The sequence below is a fragment of the Sinomonas soli genome (assembly GCF_054782415.1).
In genome coordinates, this window is record NZ_BAAGSN010000011.1 from 70,463 (window position 1) to 87,211 (window position 16,749).

General features: G+C 71.9%; 18 protein-coding genes. 5 read left to right on the forward strand and 13 right to left on the reverse strand.

Annotation, left to right across the window (positions count from 1 at the left end; translation table 11 throughout):
• Positions 1–60: 60 nt before the first annotated feature.
• A complete protein-coding gene (gene qcrC, locus ACYVKZ_RS10120) occupies positions 61–846 on the reverse strand; it encodes a cytochrome bc1 complex diheme cytochrome c subunit (RefSeq protein WP_307007730.1) in 786 nt (261 codons plus the stop codon).
• Positions 847–919: 73 nt separating this feature from the next.
• On the reverse strand, positions 920–1,558 hold the full coding sequence (ctaE, locus tag ACYVKZ_RS10125) for an aa3-type cytochrome oxidase subunit III (RefSeq protein WP_460992091.1): 639 nt from the start codon (positions 1,556–1,558) through the stop codon (positions 920–922).
• A 179-nt stretch (positions 1,559–1,737) separates the two neighbouring features.
• On the opposite strand from ctaE, the gene trpD reads away from it, so the two are divergent.
• Entirely contained in the window at positions 1,738–2,814 is a 1,077-nt protein-coding gene (gene trpD, locus ACYVKZ_RS10130) for an anthranilate phosphoribosyltransferase (protein WP_460992448.1), read from the forward strand.
• 81 nt (positions 2,815–2,895) lie between these two features.
• Here trpD and ACYVKZ_RS10135 read toward each other — a convergent pair whose 3' ends face one another.
• Together ACYVKZ_RS10135 and ACYVKZ_RS10140 are read right to left on the reverse strand one after the other, a co-directional pair.
• Entirely contained in the window at positions 2,896–3,174 is a 279-nt protein-coding gene (locus ACYVKZ_RS10135; RefSeq protein WP_307007728.1) for an Lrp/AsnC family transcriptional regulator, read from the reverse strand.
• Between the two features lie 39 nt (positions 3,175–3,213).
• Entirely contained in the window at positions 3,214–3,645 is a 432-nt protein-coding gene (locus tag ACYVKZ_RS10140; RefSeq protein WP_460992093.1) for a DUF3054 domain-containing protein, read from the reverse strand.
• A gap of 150 nt (positions 3,646–3,795) precedes the next feature.
• On the opposite strand from ACYVKZ_RS10140, the gene ACYVKZ_RS10145 reads away from it, so the two are divergent.
• The 3 genes from ACYVKZ_RS10145 (at position 3,796) to ACYVKZ_RS10155 (ending at position 5,969) form a co-directional block, all read left to right on the forward strand.
• Entirely contained in the window at positions 3,796–4,272 is a 477-nt protein-coding gene (locus ACYVKZ_RS10145) for a VOC family protein (protein WP_460992095.1), read from the forward strand.
• Between the two features lie 118 nt (positions 4,273–4,390).
• Positions 4,391–4,756 carry a YciI family protein gene (locus tag ACYVKZ_RS10150; protein ID WP_460992097.1) on the forward strand — a complete coding sequence of 122 codons (366 nt, stop codon included), beginning with the start codon at positions 4,391–4,393 and terminating at the stop codon, positions 4,754–4,756.
• Complete coding sequence (locus tag ACYVKZ_RS10155; RefSeq protein ID WP_460992099.1) at positions 4,749–5,969, forward strand: RNA polymerase sigma factor; 1,221 nt, start codon at positions 4,749–4,751, stop codon at positions 5,967–5,969. Before ACYVKZ_RS10150 ends, ACYVKZ_RS10155 begins: the two co-directional genes overlap by 8 nt.
• A gap of 395 nt (positions 5,970–6,364) precedes the next feature.
• On the opposite strand, the gene ACYVKZ_RS10160 is transcribed toward ACYVKZ_RS10155, so the two are convergent.
• Complete coding sequence (locus ACYVKZ_RS10160; protein WP_460992101.1) at positions 6,365–7,669, reverse strand: cytochrome P450 family protein; 1,305 nt, start codon at positions 7,667–7,669, stop codon at positions 6,365–6,367.
• 100 nt (positions 7,670–7,769) lie between these two features.
• Positions 7,770–7,931, reverse strand: a complete 162-nt coding sequence (locus tag ACYVKZ_RS10165) for a DUF4236 domain-containing protein (protein WP_460992103.1) — start codon at positions 7,929–7,931, stop codon at positions 7,770–7,772.
• Between the two features lie 150 nt (positions 7,932–8,081).
• On the opposite strand from ACYVKZ_RS10165, the gene ACYVKZ_RS10170 reads away from it, so the two are divergent.
• The gene (locus ACYVKZ_RS10170) at positions 8,082–8,360 is read left to right on the forward strand and encodes a DUF2277 domain-containing protein (protein WP_460992105.1); all 279 of its coding nucleotides are present in this window, start codon (positions 8,082–8,084) and stop codon (positions 8,358–8,360) included.
• 10 nt (positions 8,361–8,370) lie between these two features.
• On the opposite strand, the gene ACYVKZ_RS10175 is transcribed toward ACYVKZ_RS10170, so the two are convergent.
• The 7 genes from ACYVKZ_RS10175 to ACYVKZ_RS10205 form a co-directional block, all read right to left on the reverse strand.
• Positions 8,371–10,740, reverse strand: coding sequence for an ATP-binding cassette domain-containing protein (locus tag ACYVKZ_RS10175; RefSeq protein ID WP_460992107.1), 2,370 nt, complete (start codon positions 10,738–10,740; stop codon positions 8,371–8,373).
• A gap of 36 nt (positions 10,741–10,776) precedes the next feature.
• Positions 10,777–11,835 carry an LCP family protein gene (locus tag ACYVKZ_RS10180; protein ID WP_460992109.1) on the reverse strand — a complete coding sequence of 353 codons (1,059 nt, stop codon included), beginning with the start codon at positions 11,833–11,835 and terminating at the stop codon, positions 10,777–10,779.
• A 119-nt stretch (positions 11,836–11,954) separates the two neighbouring features.
• The gene (locus ACYVKZ_RS10185) at positions 11,955–12,131 is read right to left on the reverse strand and encodes a hypothetical protein (RefSeq protein WP_169803067.1); all 177 of its coding nucleotides are present in this window, start codon (positions 12,129–12,131) and stop codon (positions 11,955–11,957) included.
• A gap of 134 nt (positions 12,132–12,265) precedes the next feature.
• Complete coding sequence (locus tag ACYVKZ_RS10190) at positions 12,266–13,063, reverse strand: SDR family oxidoreductase (protein ID WP_460992112.1); 798 nt, start codon at positions 13,061–13,063, stop codon at positions 12,266–12,268.
• Positions 13,064–13,132: 69 nt separating this feature from the next.
• Entirely contained in the window at positions 13,133–14,158 is a 1,026-nt protein-coding gene (locus ACYVKZ_RS10195; protein WP_460992114.1) for a PHP domain-containing protein, read from the reverse strand.
• A gap of 2 nt (positions 14,159–14,160) precedes the next feature.
• Positions 14,161–15,114 carry a DMT family transporter gene (locus tag ACYVKZ_RS10200; RefSeq protein ID WP_460992116.1) on the reverse strand — a complete coding sequence of 318 codons (954 nt, stop codon included), beginning with the start codon at positions 15,112–15,114 and terminating at the stop codon, positions 14,161–14,163.
• Between the two features lie 58 nt (positions 15,115–15,172).
• Positions 15,173–16,672, reverse strand: coding sequence for an arylsulfotransferase family protein (locus ACYVKZ_RS10205; protein ID WP_460992118.1), 1,500 nt, complete (start codon positions 16,670–16,672; stop codon positions 15,173–15,175).
• Between the last annotated feature and the right edge of the window lie 77 nt (positions 16,673–16,749).

Here is a 16,749-nt window from a genome sequence, read left to right on the forward strand (position 1 = left end):
ACGATGTTCAAATCTATGCCGCCACTCGTTGGGCGGCCCATACTGCGATGCGCTGGCGCGTCAGGACGTGCGGGACGTGAGCCAGATCGTGAAGCCGATGATGACGCCGAGGCCAGCAACCCACACGAAGAGGCCCTCGGAGACCGGACCGAGCGAGCCGAGGGTGGCACCGCCGGGCGAGCCCTGGGTCTCGATCGTCTTGAGGAACGTGATGATGTCGCGCTTGCCCTCGGGGGAGATGTTGGCGTCGGAGAACACCGGCATGTTCTGCGGGCCCGTGGCCATGGCCTCGTAGATGTGCTTCTCGGTGACGCCCGCGAGGGACGGAGCGAACTTGCCCTGGGTCAGGGCACCGCCGGCCGCTGCCGCGTTGTGGCACATGGCGCAGTTGACGCGGAAGAGCTCGCCGCCGTGGGTGGCATCTCCCTTGTCATCGAGCATGGCCGAGTCCGGCAGGGCCGGCCCGGGGCCGAGCGAGGCGACGTAGGCCGCAAGCTGCTTGGTCTGGTCATCATTGAACTGCACCGGCTTCTTCTGCGCCTGCGGGCCGTTCATCTGCATGGGCATGCGGCCGGTGCCGACCTGGAAGTCCACCGCTGCTGCGCCGACGCCGACCAGCGACGGGCCGGCGGCCGTGCCGGAGGCGCCCATGCCGTGGCACGTGGCGCAGTTCGCCACGAAGAGCTTCTGCCCTTCGCTGACGTCCGACGCCGAGAAGCTGGTGTCCGCCTTGGCCTGATTGGCAGTGCTGAACATTGCGTACATTCCGCCGGTCAGCAGCAGCCCCATGACCAACAGTGCGATGACTGCCATCGGGTGACGCCGCTTCTGCGAGAGTGCCTTCACGAATCCGTTCCTATCCGTTTGCTGCCGCCGCCGTCCGGGCGCGGTCCGAAATCTGCTGCTGTGCTCCTGGGGACTACCTGAGGACGTAGATGACCAGGAAGAGCCCGATCCACACGACGTCCACGAAGTGCCAGTAGTACGAGGTGACGATGGCCGAGGTGGCCTCGTAGTGGCCGAAGCGCTTGGCCGCGAAGGCACGGCCGATGATGAACAGGAAGGCCACGAGGCCGCCCATCACGTGGAGGCCGTGGAAACCGGTGGTCATGTAGAACGCGGAGCCGTAGGCATTGGCATTCAGGGTCACGTGCTCCGCGGTGAGGTTCGCGTACTCAGTCGCCTGGCCGGCGACGAACCAGGCGCCCATGAAGAACGTGAGGATGAACCACTCCACCATGCCCCACTTGGCGAACGCGAAGAGGCCGCCGCTACGGCGGGGCTGGAGCCTCTCCGCCGCGAAGACGCCCATCTGGCACGTGAAGGAGCTCGCCACGAGGACGATCGTGTTCACGAGCGCGTAGGGGAAGTCGAGCTTGGCCGTCTCCTCAGCCCACAGGCCGCCCGAGGCGGCGCGCAGGGTGAAGTACATGGCGAAGAGGCCGGCGAAGAACATCAGCTCACTGGACAGCCACACCACGGTCCCGACCGAGACCATGTTGGGGCGATTCAGCGTGGGATGTGCCGGGGTTGTCGGGGCATGAGTCGCTGTCGTCACAAGGACATTATGTCTACAAACCTCGGGTTCGCCCAACGCGAACCGCACCTTCTGGGAACTTTTTCTACAAACCCTCGAAAACATGCGGATCCGCGGCCACGCGCGGGCTCGGCCCGTCTCATGGGCGGAGGTTTCGGCACCACTCGTGCGGGGTCGATAGCATCAGAGGCGTGAACACCGTGGCTTCCGGCAATGAATCTGCCCCTGGAGAATCTGCCCCTGTGACCGCGCCCACGTGGCGGTCCCTGATCGGCGCCCTCGTCGCGGGGCGCGATCTGAGCCAGGCCGAGACGGCCTGGGCCATGGACACGATCATGGCCGGTGACGCCACCGACTCCCAGATCGCCGGGTTCCTCGTGGGCCTGCGCGCCAAGGGGGAGACCGTCGACGAGCTCGCGGGCCTCGTCAAGGGCATGGTGGCCCGTGCCACTCCCATCACGGTCTCGGGGGAGAAGCTCGACATCGTGGGCACCGGCGGGGACCAGCAGAACACGGTGAACATCTCGAGCACGGCAGCGCTCGTCATGGCCGGCGCGGGCGCCAAGGTCGTCAAGCACGGCAACCGCGCCGCGTCGTCGTCCTCCGGCTCCGCGGACGTCCTGGAGGCGCTCGGGGTCCGGCTGGACATGGGCGTCGACCGCGTGGCGGCGGCCGCGGAGCAGGTGGGCATCACCTTCTGCTTCGCCCAGGTCTTCCATCCGTCGTTCCGGTACACCGCCGTGCCGCGCAAGGAGCTGGCGATCCCGACGGCGTTCAACATCCTCGGCCCGCTCACGAACCCTGCGCACGTGCAGGCCTCGGCGGTCGGGGCGGCGGATGCGCGGATGGCGCCGCTGATCGCCGGCGTCCTCGCCGAGCGCGGGAGCCGGGGGCTGGTGTTCCGCGGCGACGACGGGCTCGACGAGCTCACCATCACGACCACCTCGCGCGTGTGGGAGGTCCGGGACGGGGAACTCGCGGAGTCGGTCCTCGATCCGCTCGACCTCGGCATCCCGAGGGCGACGCTCGACGACCTGCGCGGGGGAGACGCTGCGCACAACGCAGAAGTCGTCCGCCGCACCCTCGCCGGCGACCGGGGCCCGGTGCGCGACGCCGTGGTGCTCAACGCAGCCGCTGGGCTCGTGGCCTACGACCTCTCCGCGGAGGGCCCGCTGGTCGAGCGGCTCGCCGCCGCAAAGCGGCGCGCCGAAGACTCGATCGACTCCGGCGCCGCGGCCCGGGTGCTCCAGGCGTGGGTGGACTTCACCCGCTCCTGATTCCCGCTCCTTCGGGCAGAACGGGGGCCGGGCCACATGGCCCGGCCCCCGTTCTCCACCCTGCTGGTGGCCCGCCTGGAGTCAGGACAGACCGAGGGAGAAGGCCGCGTCGAGGTCGTGCCGCGAGTACGCGCGGAACGCGATGTGGGTCGTCGTCTCGATGACGCCGTCGACCTTGGACAGCCGGTCGGCGACAACATCGGCGAGCTCCTCGTGCTCGCGCACGCGCGCGATCGCAATGAGGTCCCAGTCGCCGGTGACCGAGTACACCTCGCTGATGCCCGGGATCGCGGAGATCTCCTCGGCCACCTCGGGGATCTTCTTTGAGTCCGTCTGGATGAAGACGAATGCGGTGATCATGGTCCTCCGTTCGAAGAAGGGGCGTTCCCTGGATTCAGCCTAGTGCCCTGCCGCCCGGTGCCGGGCAGCCCGCACCCCGAGGGCAACGGCGCGCCATCCGATGAGTGCGACGCCGAGGACGCTCGCGGCCACGATGAGGAAGGGCACCGCCGTGCCCTGGCCGGTCACGGCCCGCAGCAGCATCCCGACCGCATAGGTGCCGAGCCAGGCCAGGACGCCGGCCGGCCACACGGACAGTGGCCTGCGGCGGACAAGGGGCACCGCCCAGGCGAGCGCAAGGCCCACGGCGAACGGCCACGCGGTGGCGAGTGCTCCGAGCACGGGATCGGCCTCGCCGTGGCTCGCACGTCCGGTGGCAGCGAAGGCGAGGACGATGACCGCGTCGGCGATGGCGGCCGCGATGCCCGGGCGGATCCCGGGGGCGCCGGCCCGGGGAGCCGAGGGCGCGGAAGAGGAAGGGGAGGGACGCATGCCTCCAGCCTACGCGCGGGAGGCGACCGGCCGGCGTCGTGCGTCCCGACCCCAGCGTGCGGGCGGTGCCGGCCCAGGCCCTTCCGCCCCGGCGCGGTGCGCGGAAGAATGCGGGGCAGCAGGGGACGCCCAGGATCGCCCGGAGGAAGCATGCCCGAGATGACCACCTGCCTGTGGTTCGACACGCAGGCAGAGGATGCCGCCCGGTACTACACGGGCATCTTCCCCCGTTCGCGCATCACGGGGATCGAGCGGTACGGCGAGGCCGGCCCGCGGGAGCAGGGGACGGTCATGACCGCCGCCTTCGAGCTCGACGGGCGGCCATTCCTGGCCCTCAACGGCGGACCGGAGTTCACCTTCACGGAGGCGGTCTCGATCCAGATCTTCTGCCGGGACCAGGACGAGGTGGACCACTACTGGAACGCGCTCACGGCCGACGGCGGCATGGAGAGCCAGTGCGGCTGGCTCAAGGACCGCTTCGGGTTCTCGTGGCAGGTCATCCCGACCCGCCTCGAGGAACTGCGCGCCGACCCGGACCGCGCCCGCGCGCAGCGCGCCTTCGCCGCCATGCTCTCCATGCGGAAGATCGTGATCGCGGACCTCGAGGCGGCAGCCGACGCCGGCTGAGCAGCTGCGCGGGCAACTCGCCGGACGCCCTTTCCGCCAGCCGTGTCGAAATCCGCCCCGGCCGTTCGTCCAGTAGCTGAGGGGCCGCACGGGCCCCCACAACAGGAGGCGAGAAGCCATGACCCAGTACCTGATCAGCATGTACCAGCCCGACGGCGTTGTGCCGCCGCCCGAATTCCTCGCGCCCATCATGGCCAGGCTCGCGCAGCTGACCGAGGACCTCAAGGCGGCGGGGGCCTACGTCTACGGGAACGGGCTCGCCGACGCCTCGTCCGCGACGGTACTGCGCGCGGACGGGGGAGAGGTGATCGTCACCGATGGGCCCTACCTCGAGGGCAAGGAGCACATGGGCGGCTTCGACATCATCGAGGCCCCCGACCTCGATGCGGCCCTCACCTGGGGGCGCCGGTTCGCCGAGATCACGGGCCTGCCGATCGAGGTCCGCCCCTTCGCCGGCGTCCCCGCGCCGAGCACGGGTGGCTGAGGCAGGGGACGGCGGGGCCGTCGCTGCCGTGTTCCGGGAGGAGTACGGCAGGGCGGTCTCGGTGCTCGTGCGCACCACGGGCGACCTCGGCCTCGCGGAGGACGCGGTGCAGGAGGCCTTCGCCGCGGCCGCCGAGCGCTGGGCCGCCGATGGCATGCCGGAACACCCCGGCGCGTGGATCATCACGACGGCGCGGCGACGCGCCGTCGACCGCTTCCGCCGGGAAGCGGCCCGCGGAAGCCGGGAGGCCGCGGCGTCAGCCCTCGCCGACGACGCGCCCCCATCGGAGCCCTTCGGCGACGAGCGGCTCGCGCTGCTGTTCGTGTGCTGCCACCCGGCCCTGGCCATGCCGGCCAGGGTGGCCCTCGCCCTCAGGATCATCGGCGGACTCACGACGGCGCAGATCGCCGCCGCCTTCCTGGTCCCCGAGGCGACGCTCGCCCAGCGGATCTCGCGCACCAAGGCCAAGATCCGCGACGCGGGCATCCCGTACCGGGTGCCGCCGGCCGACGAGCTCCCCGGGCGGCTCTCGGGGGTTCTCGCCGTGATCTACCTCATCTACAACGAGGGGTACTCGGCCGGGCTGGGGGAGCCGCCCGCACGGGCCGGGCTGTGCTCCGAGGCGGTGCGGCTCGCCCGCGTGCTGGTCCGGCTCCTGCCGGGCGAACCGGAGGCCGTCGGGCTGCTCGCGCTGCTGCTGCTGTCCGAGTCGCGGCGGATGGCGCGCTCCGGGCCGGGCGGGGTCCTCGTCCCGCTCGCGGAGCAGGACCGGTCGCTCTGGGACGCTGCGCTCATCGGCGAGGGCACGGCGCTCGTGCGGGAGTGCCTCGCGCGTGGCCGTCTGGGGCAGTACCAGCTCCAGGCGGCCATTCAGGCGGTGCATGCCGTGGCCGGATCGGCCGAGGCCACGGACTGGCGGCGGATCGTGAGGCTGTACGACCTGCTCGCTGAGGTGGCGCCGGGCCCGGTGGTGGCGCTCAACCGGGCGGTCGCGGTGGCCGAAGCCGAGGGCCCGGCGGTCGCCCTCGCGCTCGTGGACGGGCTCGGCCTCACGGGATACCACGTGTTCCACGCCGTGCGCGCCGACCTCCTCGCGAGGACGGGCCGCGGCGCCCAGGCGGCCGCCGAGTTCGCCCAGGCTGCCCGGCTGGCGCCGGGCGCAGGGGAGAGGGCCTATCTCGAGGCGCGCGGCAGCCGGCTCACCGGGACGTGACGGCCGGACCTGTGGCGGCTTCCCGGCGTGCGAACCGAACATGAACTCCCACCGGCAGATTCCGCCGCAGTTGACATAATCGACGGGCCCCGAAGAACGGGGCGCCCGCGCGGGGGCCCGAAAAACGTGAGAGGTACCTCTCGCCGATTTAGGGGTTTTCAGGGCTGCGCGCCGACCGGGGTCCCGGACGCCGCCGAGCGGGGCCCGACGCTGCCGAGCACCGGGGAGGCGGCGGAACGATGCAGCCGGTGCATACGGCAGCCCTCCGGACCATTAGTTGACATAATGTCGATTATCGGCGCACGAGTTGAGAGAGTGGAGCGATGCCGCGCCCAACGATTCCTCGTGCGTGCAACGCAGGCTGACGAGTCCATCGCTGCTCCAGTCCGTGGGTTTCAGTACGTCAGCGGCAGAGCATCGATTCCGCGCAAGGGGATGACTCTCTGGCGGATCTGATCGCCAGGGACTGCGAGTCGGAGATCCGGGCAGCGTCTGAAGAGCGTCCCGACGGCGATCCGGCCCTCGAGCCGGGCCAACGGCGCGCCCAGGCAGGCGTGCACCCCCTTGCCGAACGCCAGATGGCGACGGGCGTCCGGGCGGGCAAGGTCGAACCGGTCGGGGTCGGCGAACCGGACCGGATCCCGGTCAGCGGCTGCGAGGATCGGCAGCACCAGATCACCGCGCCGGACGTCGATCCCGCTCAGCTCGAGGTCTTCGAGGGCGTACCGCTCGCTGGCCAGTTCGGCCGGCCCCCAGCATCGCAGCGTCTCCTCGATCGCGCCGTCAACGAGGTCGGGGTCGTCGGCCAGGAGGGCCCGCTGATCCGGATGGGTGAGCAGGGCGTACGCGGCGGAGGCGATGAGGTTCACCGTGGTGACATGCCCGGCAAGGATCAGCAGGAAGATCATCGCCACCAGCTCGTCCTGGTCCAGGCTGTCGCCGTCCTGGGCGGCGTGCACCAGCTGCGTGAGCAGGTCCTCCCCCGGTGCGGCCGTCTTGGCTGCGACGAGCTCCCGTCCGTAGGCGGCGAATGCACGCATGCCGGCTCCCGTGCGCTCGTCGGGCTCCAGGCCGGAGCGGAAGAGATCATCGGTCCAACCGTGGACGCGGGTACGGTCCGATTCCGGGATGCCCAGGAGCTCGAAGATCACCGCAATGGGAAGCGGATAGGCGTAGGCGGACACGAGCTCGAGTCCCCGCCGCGGAGCGGTCTCGCGACGGGCTGCGGCCTCCGCCTCAGCGGTGTCGAGGAGGCGGTCGGCGATCTGCTGGATCCGCGGCGCCCACGCCGCGATCGCCCGCGCGGTGAAGCTCGGCTGCACCAGCTTGCGCAGCCTGGTGTGTTCGGGCGGGTCCAGCGAGAGCATGTTGCGCAGGAGCACGCGCGTCTCGGGCTCGTTCCCGCCGGGCATCGCCGCAAGGTCCTCAGCGGTGAACCCGATGCGCGGATCCACGCTGAGGCGTTCTTCGACCAGCGCTGCCACGGCGGCGTCGTATCCGGTCACCGCCCAGAGCGGGCGATCGCGGAGGGGCGCCGGCACCGACCCGAGCGTGCTGTCTGCGAGCAGCGCACGGTGGACAGGGCAGGCGGCACGCAGGGCCGCGTAGCGCTCGAAGGCGCGCTGGGGGAAGTCGGGGTCCCCCAGATCGAGCCGGCCGTCCTCCGGCACGAAGGCATCCGGTGCCGCTGCGTCGCCCATGATGACCAGTCCTTCCGCGTGCAGGGATTGCCCTGCCAGCGCACCGCCGCGCCGGGTGGACGAGTAGGGCCGAAGGTCCCGCGCACGCCCGACTGGCCCGTCACGGCCTCCAGGACAGGCCCTTGCCGAGCCTGATCCTGATCTTGCCGCGGCTGTTGACCGTCACCGGGCCGATCCGCCGGCTGACCGAGGCTCCGCTCTTGGAGATGTTCAGCCAGGTGTTCTTCCCGAGCTTCGCGGTCCTGCGGAAGATGAATCCCATGGTCTGTGCCCTTCCTCGGCGCTCCCCCGGCGACGAGTCCATCGCCTGCCGCCAGTGTCCCGCACCGGACCGACAGAACAGCCGACGGACACGGCACCCGGGCGTCGGTGCACCAGTGACCCAGGCGGCCCTGCCGCGTATCGTCGAGGCATGTGCCGGAACATCCACACCCTCCACAACTTCGAGCCCGCGGCCACCTCGGAGGAGGTCCACGCAGCGGCCCTGCAGTACGTGCGCAAGATCGCGGGCACCACGAGGCCGTCCAAGGCCAACCAGGACGCGTTCGATCACGCCGTCGCCGAGATCGCGCACATCACCGCGCACCTGCTCGACGATCTGGTGGCCACGACCCCGCCGAAGAACCGCGACGAGGAGGCGGCCAAGGCACGCGCCCGGGCCGAGCGCTCCGGGCGGTACGCTACGGCCTAGCCGAGGATGCCTACCGCCCGGCCTCCCGGCCCGCGGGCTGGGCCCCGACATATCTGGCGAGGTACTCCCCCGTCAGGGTCGACCGGCTCGCCACGAGGTCGGCGGGGGTGCCCTCGAAGACGACTCGGCCGCCGTCGTGCCCGGCACCGGGTCCGAGATCGATGATCCAGTCCGCGTGCGCCATGACCGCCTGATGGTGCTCGATCACGATCACCGACTTGCCGGCGTCCACGAGGCGGTCGAGCAGGCCGAGGAGCTGCTCGACGTCGGCCAGGTGCAGGCCGGTGGTGGGCTCGTCGAGGACGTAGACCGTGCCCTTCTCCCCCATCTGGGCGGCGAGCTTGAGCCGCTGCCGTTCGCCGCCCGAGAGCGTGGTGAGCGGCTGCCCGAGCGAGAGGTACCCGAGCCCGACGTCGGCCATCCGCGCCAGGATCCGGTGCGCGGCGGGGATCGCGGACTCCCCCGCGGAGAAGAACTGCTCGGCGTTCTCGACGGACATGGCCAGCACCTCGGCGATGTCCCGGCCGCCCAGCGTGAACTCGAGCACGGCCGGCTGGTAGCGCTTGCCCTCGCACTCCTCGCACGGCGTGGTGACCGTGTCCATGAAGCCCAGCTCGGTGTAGATCACCCCGGCGCCGTTGCACACCGGGCAGGCGCCCTCGGAGTTCGCGCTGAAGAGTGCCGGCTTGACGCCGTTGGCCTTCGCGAAGGCCTTCCGGATCGGCTCGAGCAGGCCCGTGTAGGTGGCCGGGTTGCTGCGCCGCGAACCCTTGATCGCGCTCTGGTCGATGGTGACGACGCCCTCGGCCGGCGCCACCGAGCCCTGGATGAGGGAGCTCTTGCCTGAGCCGGCGACGCCGGTGACGACGGTCAGCACGCCGAGGGGGATGTCGACGTCGACGTCCTTGAGGTTGTGCGTCGAGGCGCCGCGGACCTCGAGGCGGCCCTTCGGGGACCGCAGGGCGTCCTTGGTGCGCGCCCTGTCGTCGAGGTGCCTGCCGGTGCGGGTGCCGCTCCCCCGCAACGCCTCGACCGTCCCCTCGAAGCAGACCTCCCCGCCGGCGACGCCCGCGCCGGGCCCGAGGTCCACGACATGGTCCGCGATCTCGATCGCCTCGGGCTTGTGCTCCACGACGAGGACGGTGTTCCCCTTGTCGCGCAGTTGGAGGAGCAGTTCGTTCATGCGCTGGATGTCATGGGGATGGAGGCCGATGGTCGGCTCGTCGAAGACATAGGTGACGTCCGTGAGCGAGGAGCCGAGGTGGCGGATCATCTTGGTCCGCTGGGCCTCGCCGCCCGAGAGGGTCCCCGAGGGCCGGTCAAGCGAGAGGTAGCCGAGCCCGATGTCCACGAAGGAGTCGAGCAGGTGCTGCAGGCCCTTCAGCAGCGGCGCCACGGACGGCTCCTCGAGCGCGCGGACCCACGCGGCGAGGTCCGTGATCTGCAGGGCGCAGGCGTCGGCGATGCTGAGGCCCCTGATCTTCGACGAGCGCGCGCCCTCGGCGAGGCGGGTGCCGCCGCACTCAGGGCACGCCTGGAAGGTGATCGCCCGCTCGACGAAGGCCCGGATATGGGGCTGCATCGATTCGGGGTCCTTCGACAGCATCGACTTCTGGATCTTCGGGATGAGGCCCTCGTAGGTGAGGTTGATGCCCTCGACCTTGATCTTGGTCGGCTCGCGGCGGAGCAGGTCGTCGAGCTCCTTCTCCGTGAACTGCCCGACCGGCTTGTCCATGTCGAAGTACCCGGACCCGGCGAAGATGCGCCCGTACCACCCGTCCATGCTGTAGCCGGGGACCTTGAGCGCACCGCCAGCGAGGGACTTGGTGCCGTCGTAGAGGGCGGCCAGGTCGAAGTCGCTGACCTGGCCCGTGCCCTCGCAGCGCGGGCACATCCCGCCGACCACCGTGAAGGAGCGCTTCTCGGTGCGGCCGGTGGCCGTCCTGATCGCCCCGGCGCCGCTCACCGACGGGACGTTGAACGAGAACGCCTGCGGAGAGCCGATGTGCGGCTCGCCCAGCCGACTGAAGAGCATGCGCAGCATCGCGTTGGCGTCGGTCACGGTGCCGACCGTGGAGCGCACGTTGGCGCCCAGGCGCTCCTGGTCGACGATGATCGCGGTGGTGAGTCCCTCGAGGAGGTCGACGTCGGGGCGCGCCATGGTGGGCATGAACCCCTGGACGAAGGTGGAGTACGTCTCGTTGATCATGCGCCGCGACTCGGCAGCGATGGTCGCGAACACGAGCGAGCTCTTGCCGGAGCCGGAGACACCGGTGAAGACGGTGAGCCGGCGCTTGGGCAGCTCGAGGCTCACGTCCTTGAGATTGTTCTCGCGCGCACCCTGGACACGGATCACGTCGTGGGAGTCGGCAGCGTGCATGGGGCCAGTGTAGGCGGGAGCCGGGCCAGGAACCGGCTAGGAGAGGCCGTGGAGGGCGGCGTACTGCCCGAGGCTGTCGGTGGCGAGCGCCGCCGCCACGGCGGCGATTCCGGCCCGGTCCGCGATCACGATGGACTGCCCGTCAGGTGAGGTGCCCGTGCCGGACGTCGGCAGCGTGAAGAAGACGTCCGCCGACGGATCAACGTGCCGCAGCCCGAAGGCGAGAACGGGCAGGCCGTCTGCTCCGAGCCCCGGGTCCGTGACGAGGTGCGGGCCGGCGAGCCCGATCAGGGCGAGCACCCCGGTGGGGTTCCCCACGCGCCCCTGGGCGAGGAGCTCGGCGACAACGGAGCGGACGAAGGCCTGCTGGTCGCGCACGCGCTGGTAGTCGCCGTCGGGGAAGGCGTAGCGCTCGCGCACAAACTCGAGGGCCGCCTGGCCGTCGAGGTGGTTGATGCCCCGTGTGAAGGCGTGGCGGGTGCCGAACGTCGCGGTGAACGCGACCGGCACGTCGACGTCGACCCCGCCGAGTGCGTCCGTGATCGCCGTGAAGCCGGCGAAGTCCAGCAGGGCCCAGTGGTCGATGTGGACCGAGAGGATCGAGCCGACGGTCGCGGCGGCGAGCTGCGGCCCGCCGAGGGCGAGACTCGCGTTGATCTTGGATTCCCCGTGCCCGGGCACCGTCACCCACGTGTCGCGCATGATCGAGATCCCGAACAGCCGGCGGTGGTCAGCCTGGACGTGCAGGAGCATCATCATGTCGGCGCGCTGGTCGGCGGTGCCGCCGGAGGCGGCCTGGCGCGCGAGGGCGTCCCGGGCACTGCCCCGGATGTCGCTGCCGATGAGCAGGATGTTCAGGGGGCCAGGGCCAAGGTCGGGCAGCGAGGCGACAGCCGTCGGGCTGGCGCTCGCTGTCGGGCGCACCGAGGCGATGGCGGGCGCACCGGGCCCGGTACCCGGCGGACGGGTGAGCGCGAGCCAGCCGACGGCCGAGCCGACCAGCACGAGGAGCGCCGCGGCGGCGAGCAGCACGCGCGAGCGGGCGCGGCGCCGTCGTCGTGCGGCGCGGTCGCCTCCGGTGCCGGCTCCGGCCATGCCCCCACCGTCTCCCCCGGGCGGGCGGCCGCGGAAGTGCCATTGGCCCCGGCATGCAGGAGGCGCCGCCCCAGCTGTGCTGGAACGGCGCCCCTGTCAGGTCCTCCGAGGGGCTTCCCTCAGGCGAGGTCCCCGACGTGGACGGTGAAGACGTCCGGGCCGCTGCGGCTGACCTTGACGTGGTCGCGGTGCGCGCCGGCGAGCGTGGACACGTGCGAGATGGCCTCCTCGAGCGTGTGGTCGACGGTCGAGGGATCCCAGATCTTGAGGGTCACGGAGTGAGAGTCGAAAGTCATGCGCTGAATGCCTTCTCTGGTATCAGGGGTGGCCCTGGCAGCCTCCTCGTTGAGCCTGCCCCGCCATCATAGCTAGACCGGTACGCAGACGCAGCGCTTCTGTGATGCACCCGACACCCCTGCATTAGACCGGTCTACCCCTCGCGCCAGGCGTCGTCGGTGAGGTGGGACCCCGCCTGCGGGCCCATCTGCAGCATCCCGCCGTCGACCGTCCACGAGGCTCCCGTCACGTAGGCGGAGGCGGGCGAGGCGAGGAAGGCGATGACGGCCGCGACCTCGCGGGCGTCCCCGGGCCGGCCGAGTGGCACGCCCGGGCGGTGGACCGTGCGCGGGTCCTCGTCCTCCTGCCCCGTCATCGGCGTGGCGATCTCCCCCGGGGCCACGGAGTTGGCGGTGATCCCCTCGGCCCCGAGCTCGAGCGCCATGGTCTTGATGAGGCCGCCGAGGCCGTGCTTGGCGGCGTCGTAGGCGGAGGACCCCACGCGCGGCTGGTGCTCGTGCACGCTCGTGACGGCGATCAGGCGCCCCCCGGCGCCCTGGGCGACCATCCGGCGTGCGGCGCGCTGGAGGCACACGAAGGGTCCGTCGAGGTCGGTCGCGACGATCCCGCGCCAGCGCCCGTAGTCCATCTCGAGGAAGGGCACGTTGGCCCCCGTGCCCGCGTTGTTGACGAAGACGTCGAGCCGCCCGAGCTGGTCCGCGAGCGTGTCCACGGTGTCCGCGCAGCGCGGGGCGTCGGAGGCGTCGAACTGCTCGACGACGGCGCGCCGGCCGGCGGCGCGCACGGCGTCGGCGGTGCCCTCGGCGCCGTCCCGGTCAGTGTGCCAGGTGATGCCGACGTCGAGCCCCGCCTCGGCGAGCGCGACGGCGGTGGCCCGGCCGATCCCGGAGTCCGAGCCGGTGACGATGGCGGTGCGCGGTTCGAAGGGCATGGTGTTCCTCCTGCTGGTCGGCATGCCCCTCGCCTACCCGCGGGCGCGGTCGGCAAACCGCGCCGGCGGTCAGCGCCGCCTGCCGGTCCAGTCGAGCAGGTCCTCGAGCGGCCACGTCGTGACGATCCTCTCGGCCGGGACGCCGTTCGCCTCGGCGCGCGCGGCGCCGTACTGGAGGAAGTCCAGCTGGCCCGGCGCGTGGGCGTCGCTGTCGATGCTGAAGAGGCAGCCGGCGTCGAGCGCGGTCTGGATGAGCCGGTCGGGGGGATCCTGGCGCTCGGGACGCGAGTTGATCTCGACGGCGACGCCCGCCTCGGCGCACGCGGCGAACACCCGCTCGGCGTCGAACTGGGACTCCGGGCGCGGGCCGCGGCCTCCGCGCAGCAGGCGGCCCGTGCAGTGGCCGAGCACGTCCGTGTGGGGGTCCTCGACCGCGGCGAGCATGCGCCGCGTCATCGGGCCGGACTCCGAGCGCAGCTTGGAGTGCACGCTCGCGACCACGACGTCGAGGCGGCCGAGCAGCTCCGGCGTCTGGTCCAGGGCGCCGTCCTCGAGGATGTCCACCTCGATGCCGGTGAGCAGCCGGAATCCTTCCAGGTCGGGGGACGCGTTCGCCTCGGCCACGGCGTCGATCTGCCGACGGAGCCGTTCGGCGTCGAGCCCGTGCGCGATGGTCAGGCTCGGCGAGTGGTCGGTGAGGGCCTGGTACTCGCGGCCGAGCCAGCAGGCTGCCTCGGCCATCTCGGCCAGCGGGGAGCCGCCGTCGGACCAGTCGGAATGCGCGTGCAGGTCGCCGCGCAGCTGCCCGCGGATCCCCTCGCCGCCCTCGGCCAGGGGCGCCGCCGCCCGCTCCCTGAGCTCGGCGAGGTAGGCGGGGACGCCGCCGTCGACCGCCTCGCGGACCACCGAATAGGTGCGCTCGCCGATCCCCTTGACCCGCCGCAGGCTGCCGCCGCGTGCCCGCGAGGCCACCTCGTCCGGAGGCATCGCGGCCACGATGCCGGCGGCCGACCGGAAGGCCCTGACCCGGTAGGTCTCGGCCTGCTCTCGCTCGAGCCAGAACGCGATCTCGCGGAGTGCCCCGACAGGGTCCATTGCTATCCCTCCACCCTCGCCACGTCCGCGGGCGAACGACGCCGCCCCGCCAGCGCGGGGACGGGCACAGTGAGCACGGCGAGGCCCGCCACGATCAGCGCCATCCCCGCCCAGCCCGCGGGCGTCAGCCGCTCCCCCACCACCGCGACGGCGAGCACGGCGGCCACCACTGGCTCGGCCAGGGACGCCGTGGTGGCGACGCTGGCCGGGACGCGGGCCAGGCCCCAGCCGAACAGGAGGTAGCCGAGGAACATCGGCACGACGGCGAGGTAGGCGCCCACGGCGACGTTGCCCCAGGAGGCGAGGAAGGCCGCGCCGGTGAAGGCGAGCACCACGAGCAGCCCCAGCGCCGCGAGGGCGAACGTGGCCCCCACGGCGGCCCGGGAGCCGATGCCGGCCCGGATCAGCCGATGGCACGTGAACGAGTAGAGGGCGTACGACGCCGCGGCCGCGGCTCCGAGCGCGACCCCCGCCAGCGTCTGGGCTGCTCCGTGTGCCCCGGGCGCGCCGCCGGCCGCCCGGGAGAGGCACAGGAGCACTGCGCCGCTGATCCCGGCGGCCGCTCCTGCGGCCCACCGTCCGGAGAGGGGCCGCCCGTCCACGAGGCGCTCGAGCAGCGCGGCGGCGACGGGGGCGCCGCCGATCGACACGGCGGTGCCGACCGCGACGCCGGCGAGGCGCATCGAGGAGTAGAAGGTGAGCGCGTAGGCGAGCACAGCCGCTCCTCCCGCCGCGATGGCGGGCCAGGAGCGGACCAGCGTATGACGGTGCCGGGCAAGCTGCCTGTGGGCGGTCGCGGCGAGCAGGAGGCCACCGAACCCCATGGAGGCCGCGCCGACGGCGAGCGGCGTCACGGACGGGGCGAGCGCGGACGCCGTGCCGGTGGTGCCCCACAGCACGGACGCACCGAGCACGCAGGCGACGCCGAGCGCAGCGTCGCGGCGTGCACGGCTCACCTGGCACCTTCCGTTCGGGCGGGGCCGCTCCCGGAGCGGAGGGCCCGTGGCCCCCACGCTACGCCGCGATGACCGCGGATGTCGCCAGGACGGTGCCCTTCGCGTCGAGGGCCTGGACTGCGAGGTGCGCCGCCGCGGCCACAGCCGCATTCGTCTCGAATCCGCGCTTCTTCACGAGGGCGGCCTCGCTGAGCGTCTGGGGGCTGCTTCCCGTGAGGAACCTCCAGCTCGCCACCTCGGTCGCGCCGTTCCAGCTGGCGTAGGCCTGCATGGTGGAGCCGTTCCCCGTCACGACGGCGACGTCGGGCGGCGTCGTCGGCGTCGCGGACCAGACGTGGCGGTAGGCCCGGTAGCACCCGCCGCCGATCCCGGTGGCCTCGGCGACGGGAGTGCCGTCGGCCGTGAACTCGGTGGCGGCGGGGTCCGATCCCCACCCGACGAGGTAGTGGCCGTTGTCGAGGAACTGGACGTTCCCCATGGCGTTGCCGCGGTGGCCTCCGCGCTCGAGGGCGAGCCGGAGGGTGACCTTCCTGGCACCCTCGTCGACGGCGAGGATGAGGCCTCGGGAGGTGCCGGTGGTGCCGTCCTTGTAGTGGTTGTCGAACATGCTGATGAGGCCGCCGGGCCGCTGGCGGACGTCGTGCTGCCAGGCGAACGCCGCAGCATCGGGGATGGAGAAGTCGTTCCGGGCCCCGCCCAGCCGCCACCGCACCGAGCCGTCCGGGCCGACGAGGTACGCGGCGTGGGTGTGGCGGGCGGAGACGAGGTATCCGTCTGCGCGGCGGTCGACCGAGTTGACGTGGAACGGGTCGAAGGCCGTCGCTGCGCTCGCCCCGTTGGCCGTGGGGTCGTCGGCGGGCCTGACGAAGGACTCAGTGAGGCCGACGTGCTGGGAGGCCGTCCAGTCGAAGAGCACGGCCCCGCTCGCGACGTCGACCTCCTGGACGTGGCAGTCGTACATGTAGCCCGCTGCGGGGCCACCGAGCGGCGTGAGGTCGGCCTGCACCGTGGGGTACGAGGTCAGCAGCGCGGTGCCGGCGGGGGTGAGGGTGAACTCGTGGAGGTCGGCCTTGAGCCCGGCCCCGGCGGACACCTGGGCGATGGTCGTGTAGCCCGTATCCTTGATGACCCCCACCCCCTCGCCATGGCCGCCGATCCCCTTGCCCGACCAGTAGGTGAGGACCGTGTGGCCCCTGTACGTCTGCACGCGCAGGTCCGTGACGCCGGCGCCGGTGGGTTCCATCCAGACCGGCGCCCCGGAGTTGTCCATGATGAGGCCGTTCGTCCCGTGCCCCATCGGCCCGGTGAACAGCAGGCCAGGGGCCGTGGCCGCGGCGGTCCAGATGCTCACCCGGGGTGCGGTCAGCTTGGTGGTGGTGAAGGTCCGGTCTGGGAGTCCGGCGCCCGCGGAGGGCGACGGGCTGGGCGTGGGCGCGGCGGCCGCGGCGCTCGGCGGGAGGGGGAAGATGCTCGACCGGGCGACGCCCGCCCCGGCGAATGCACCGGCGACGGCGATCCCCGCGCCCTGGAGGAAGTGGCGGCGGCTGACCCTGATCATGCGTCCAGTCTAGGAATCGGTGCCTGTGCGCCATAGGGTTCCCAGCTGTGTCCCAGCTGAGCGCCGGACCGGGCACC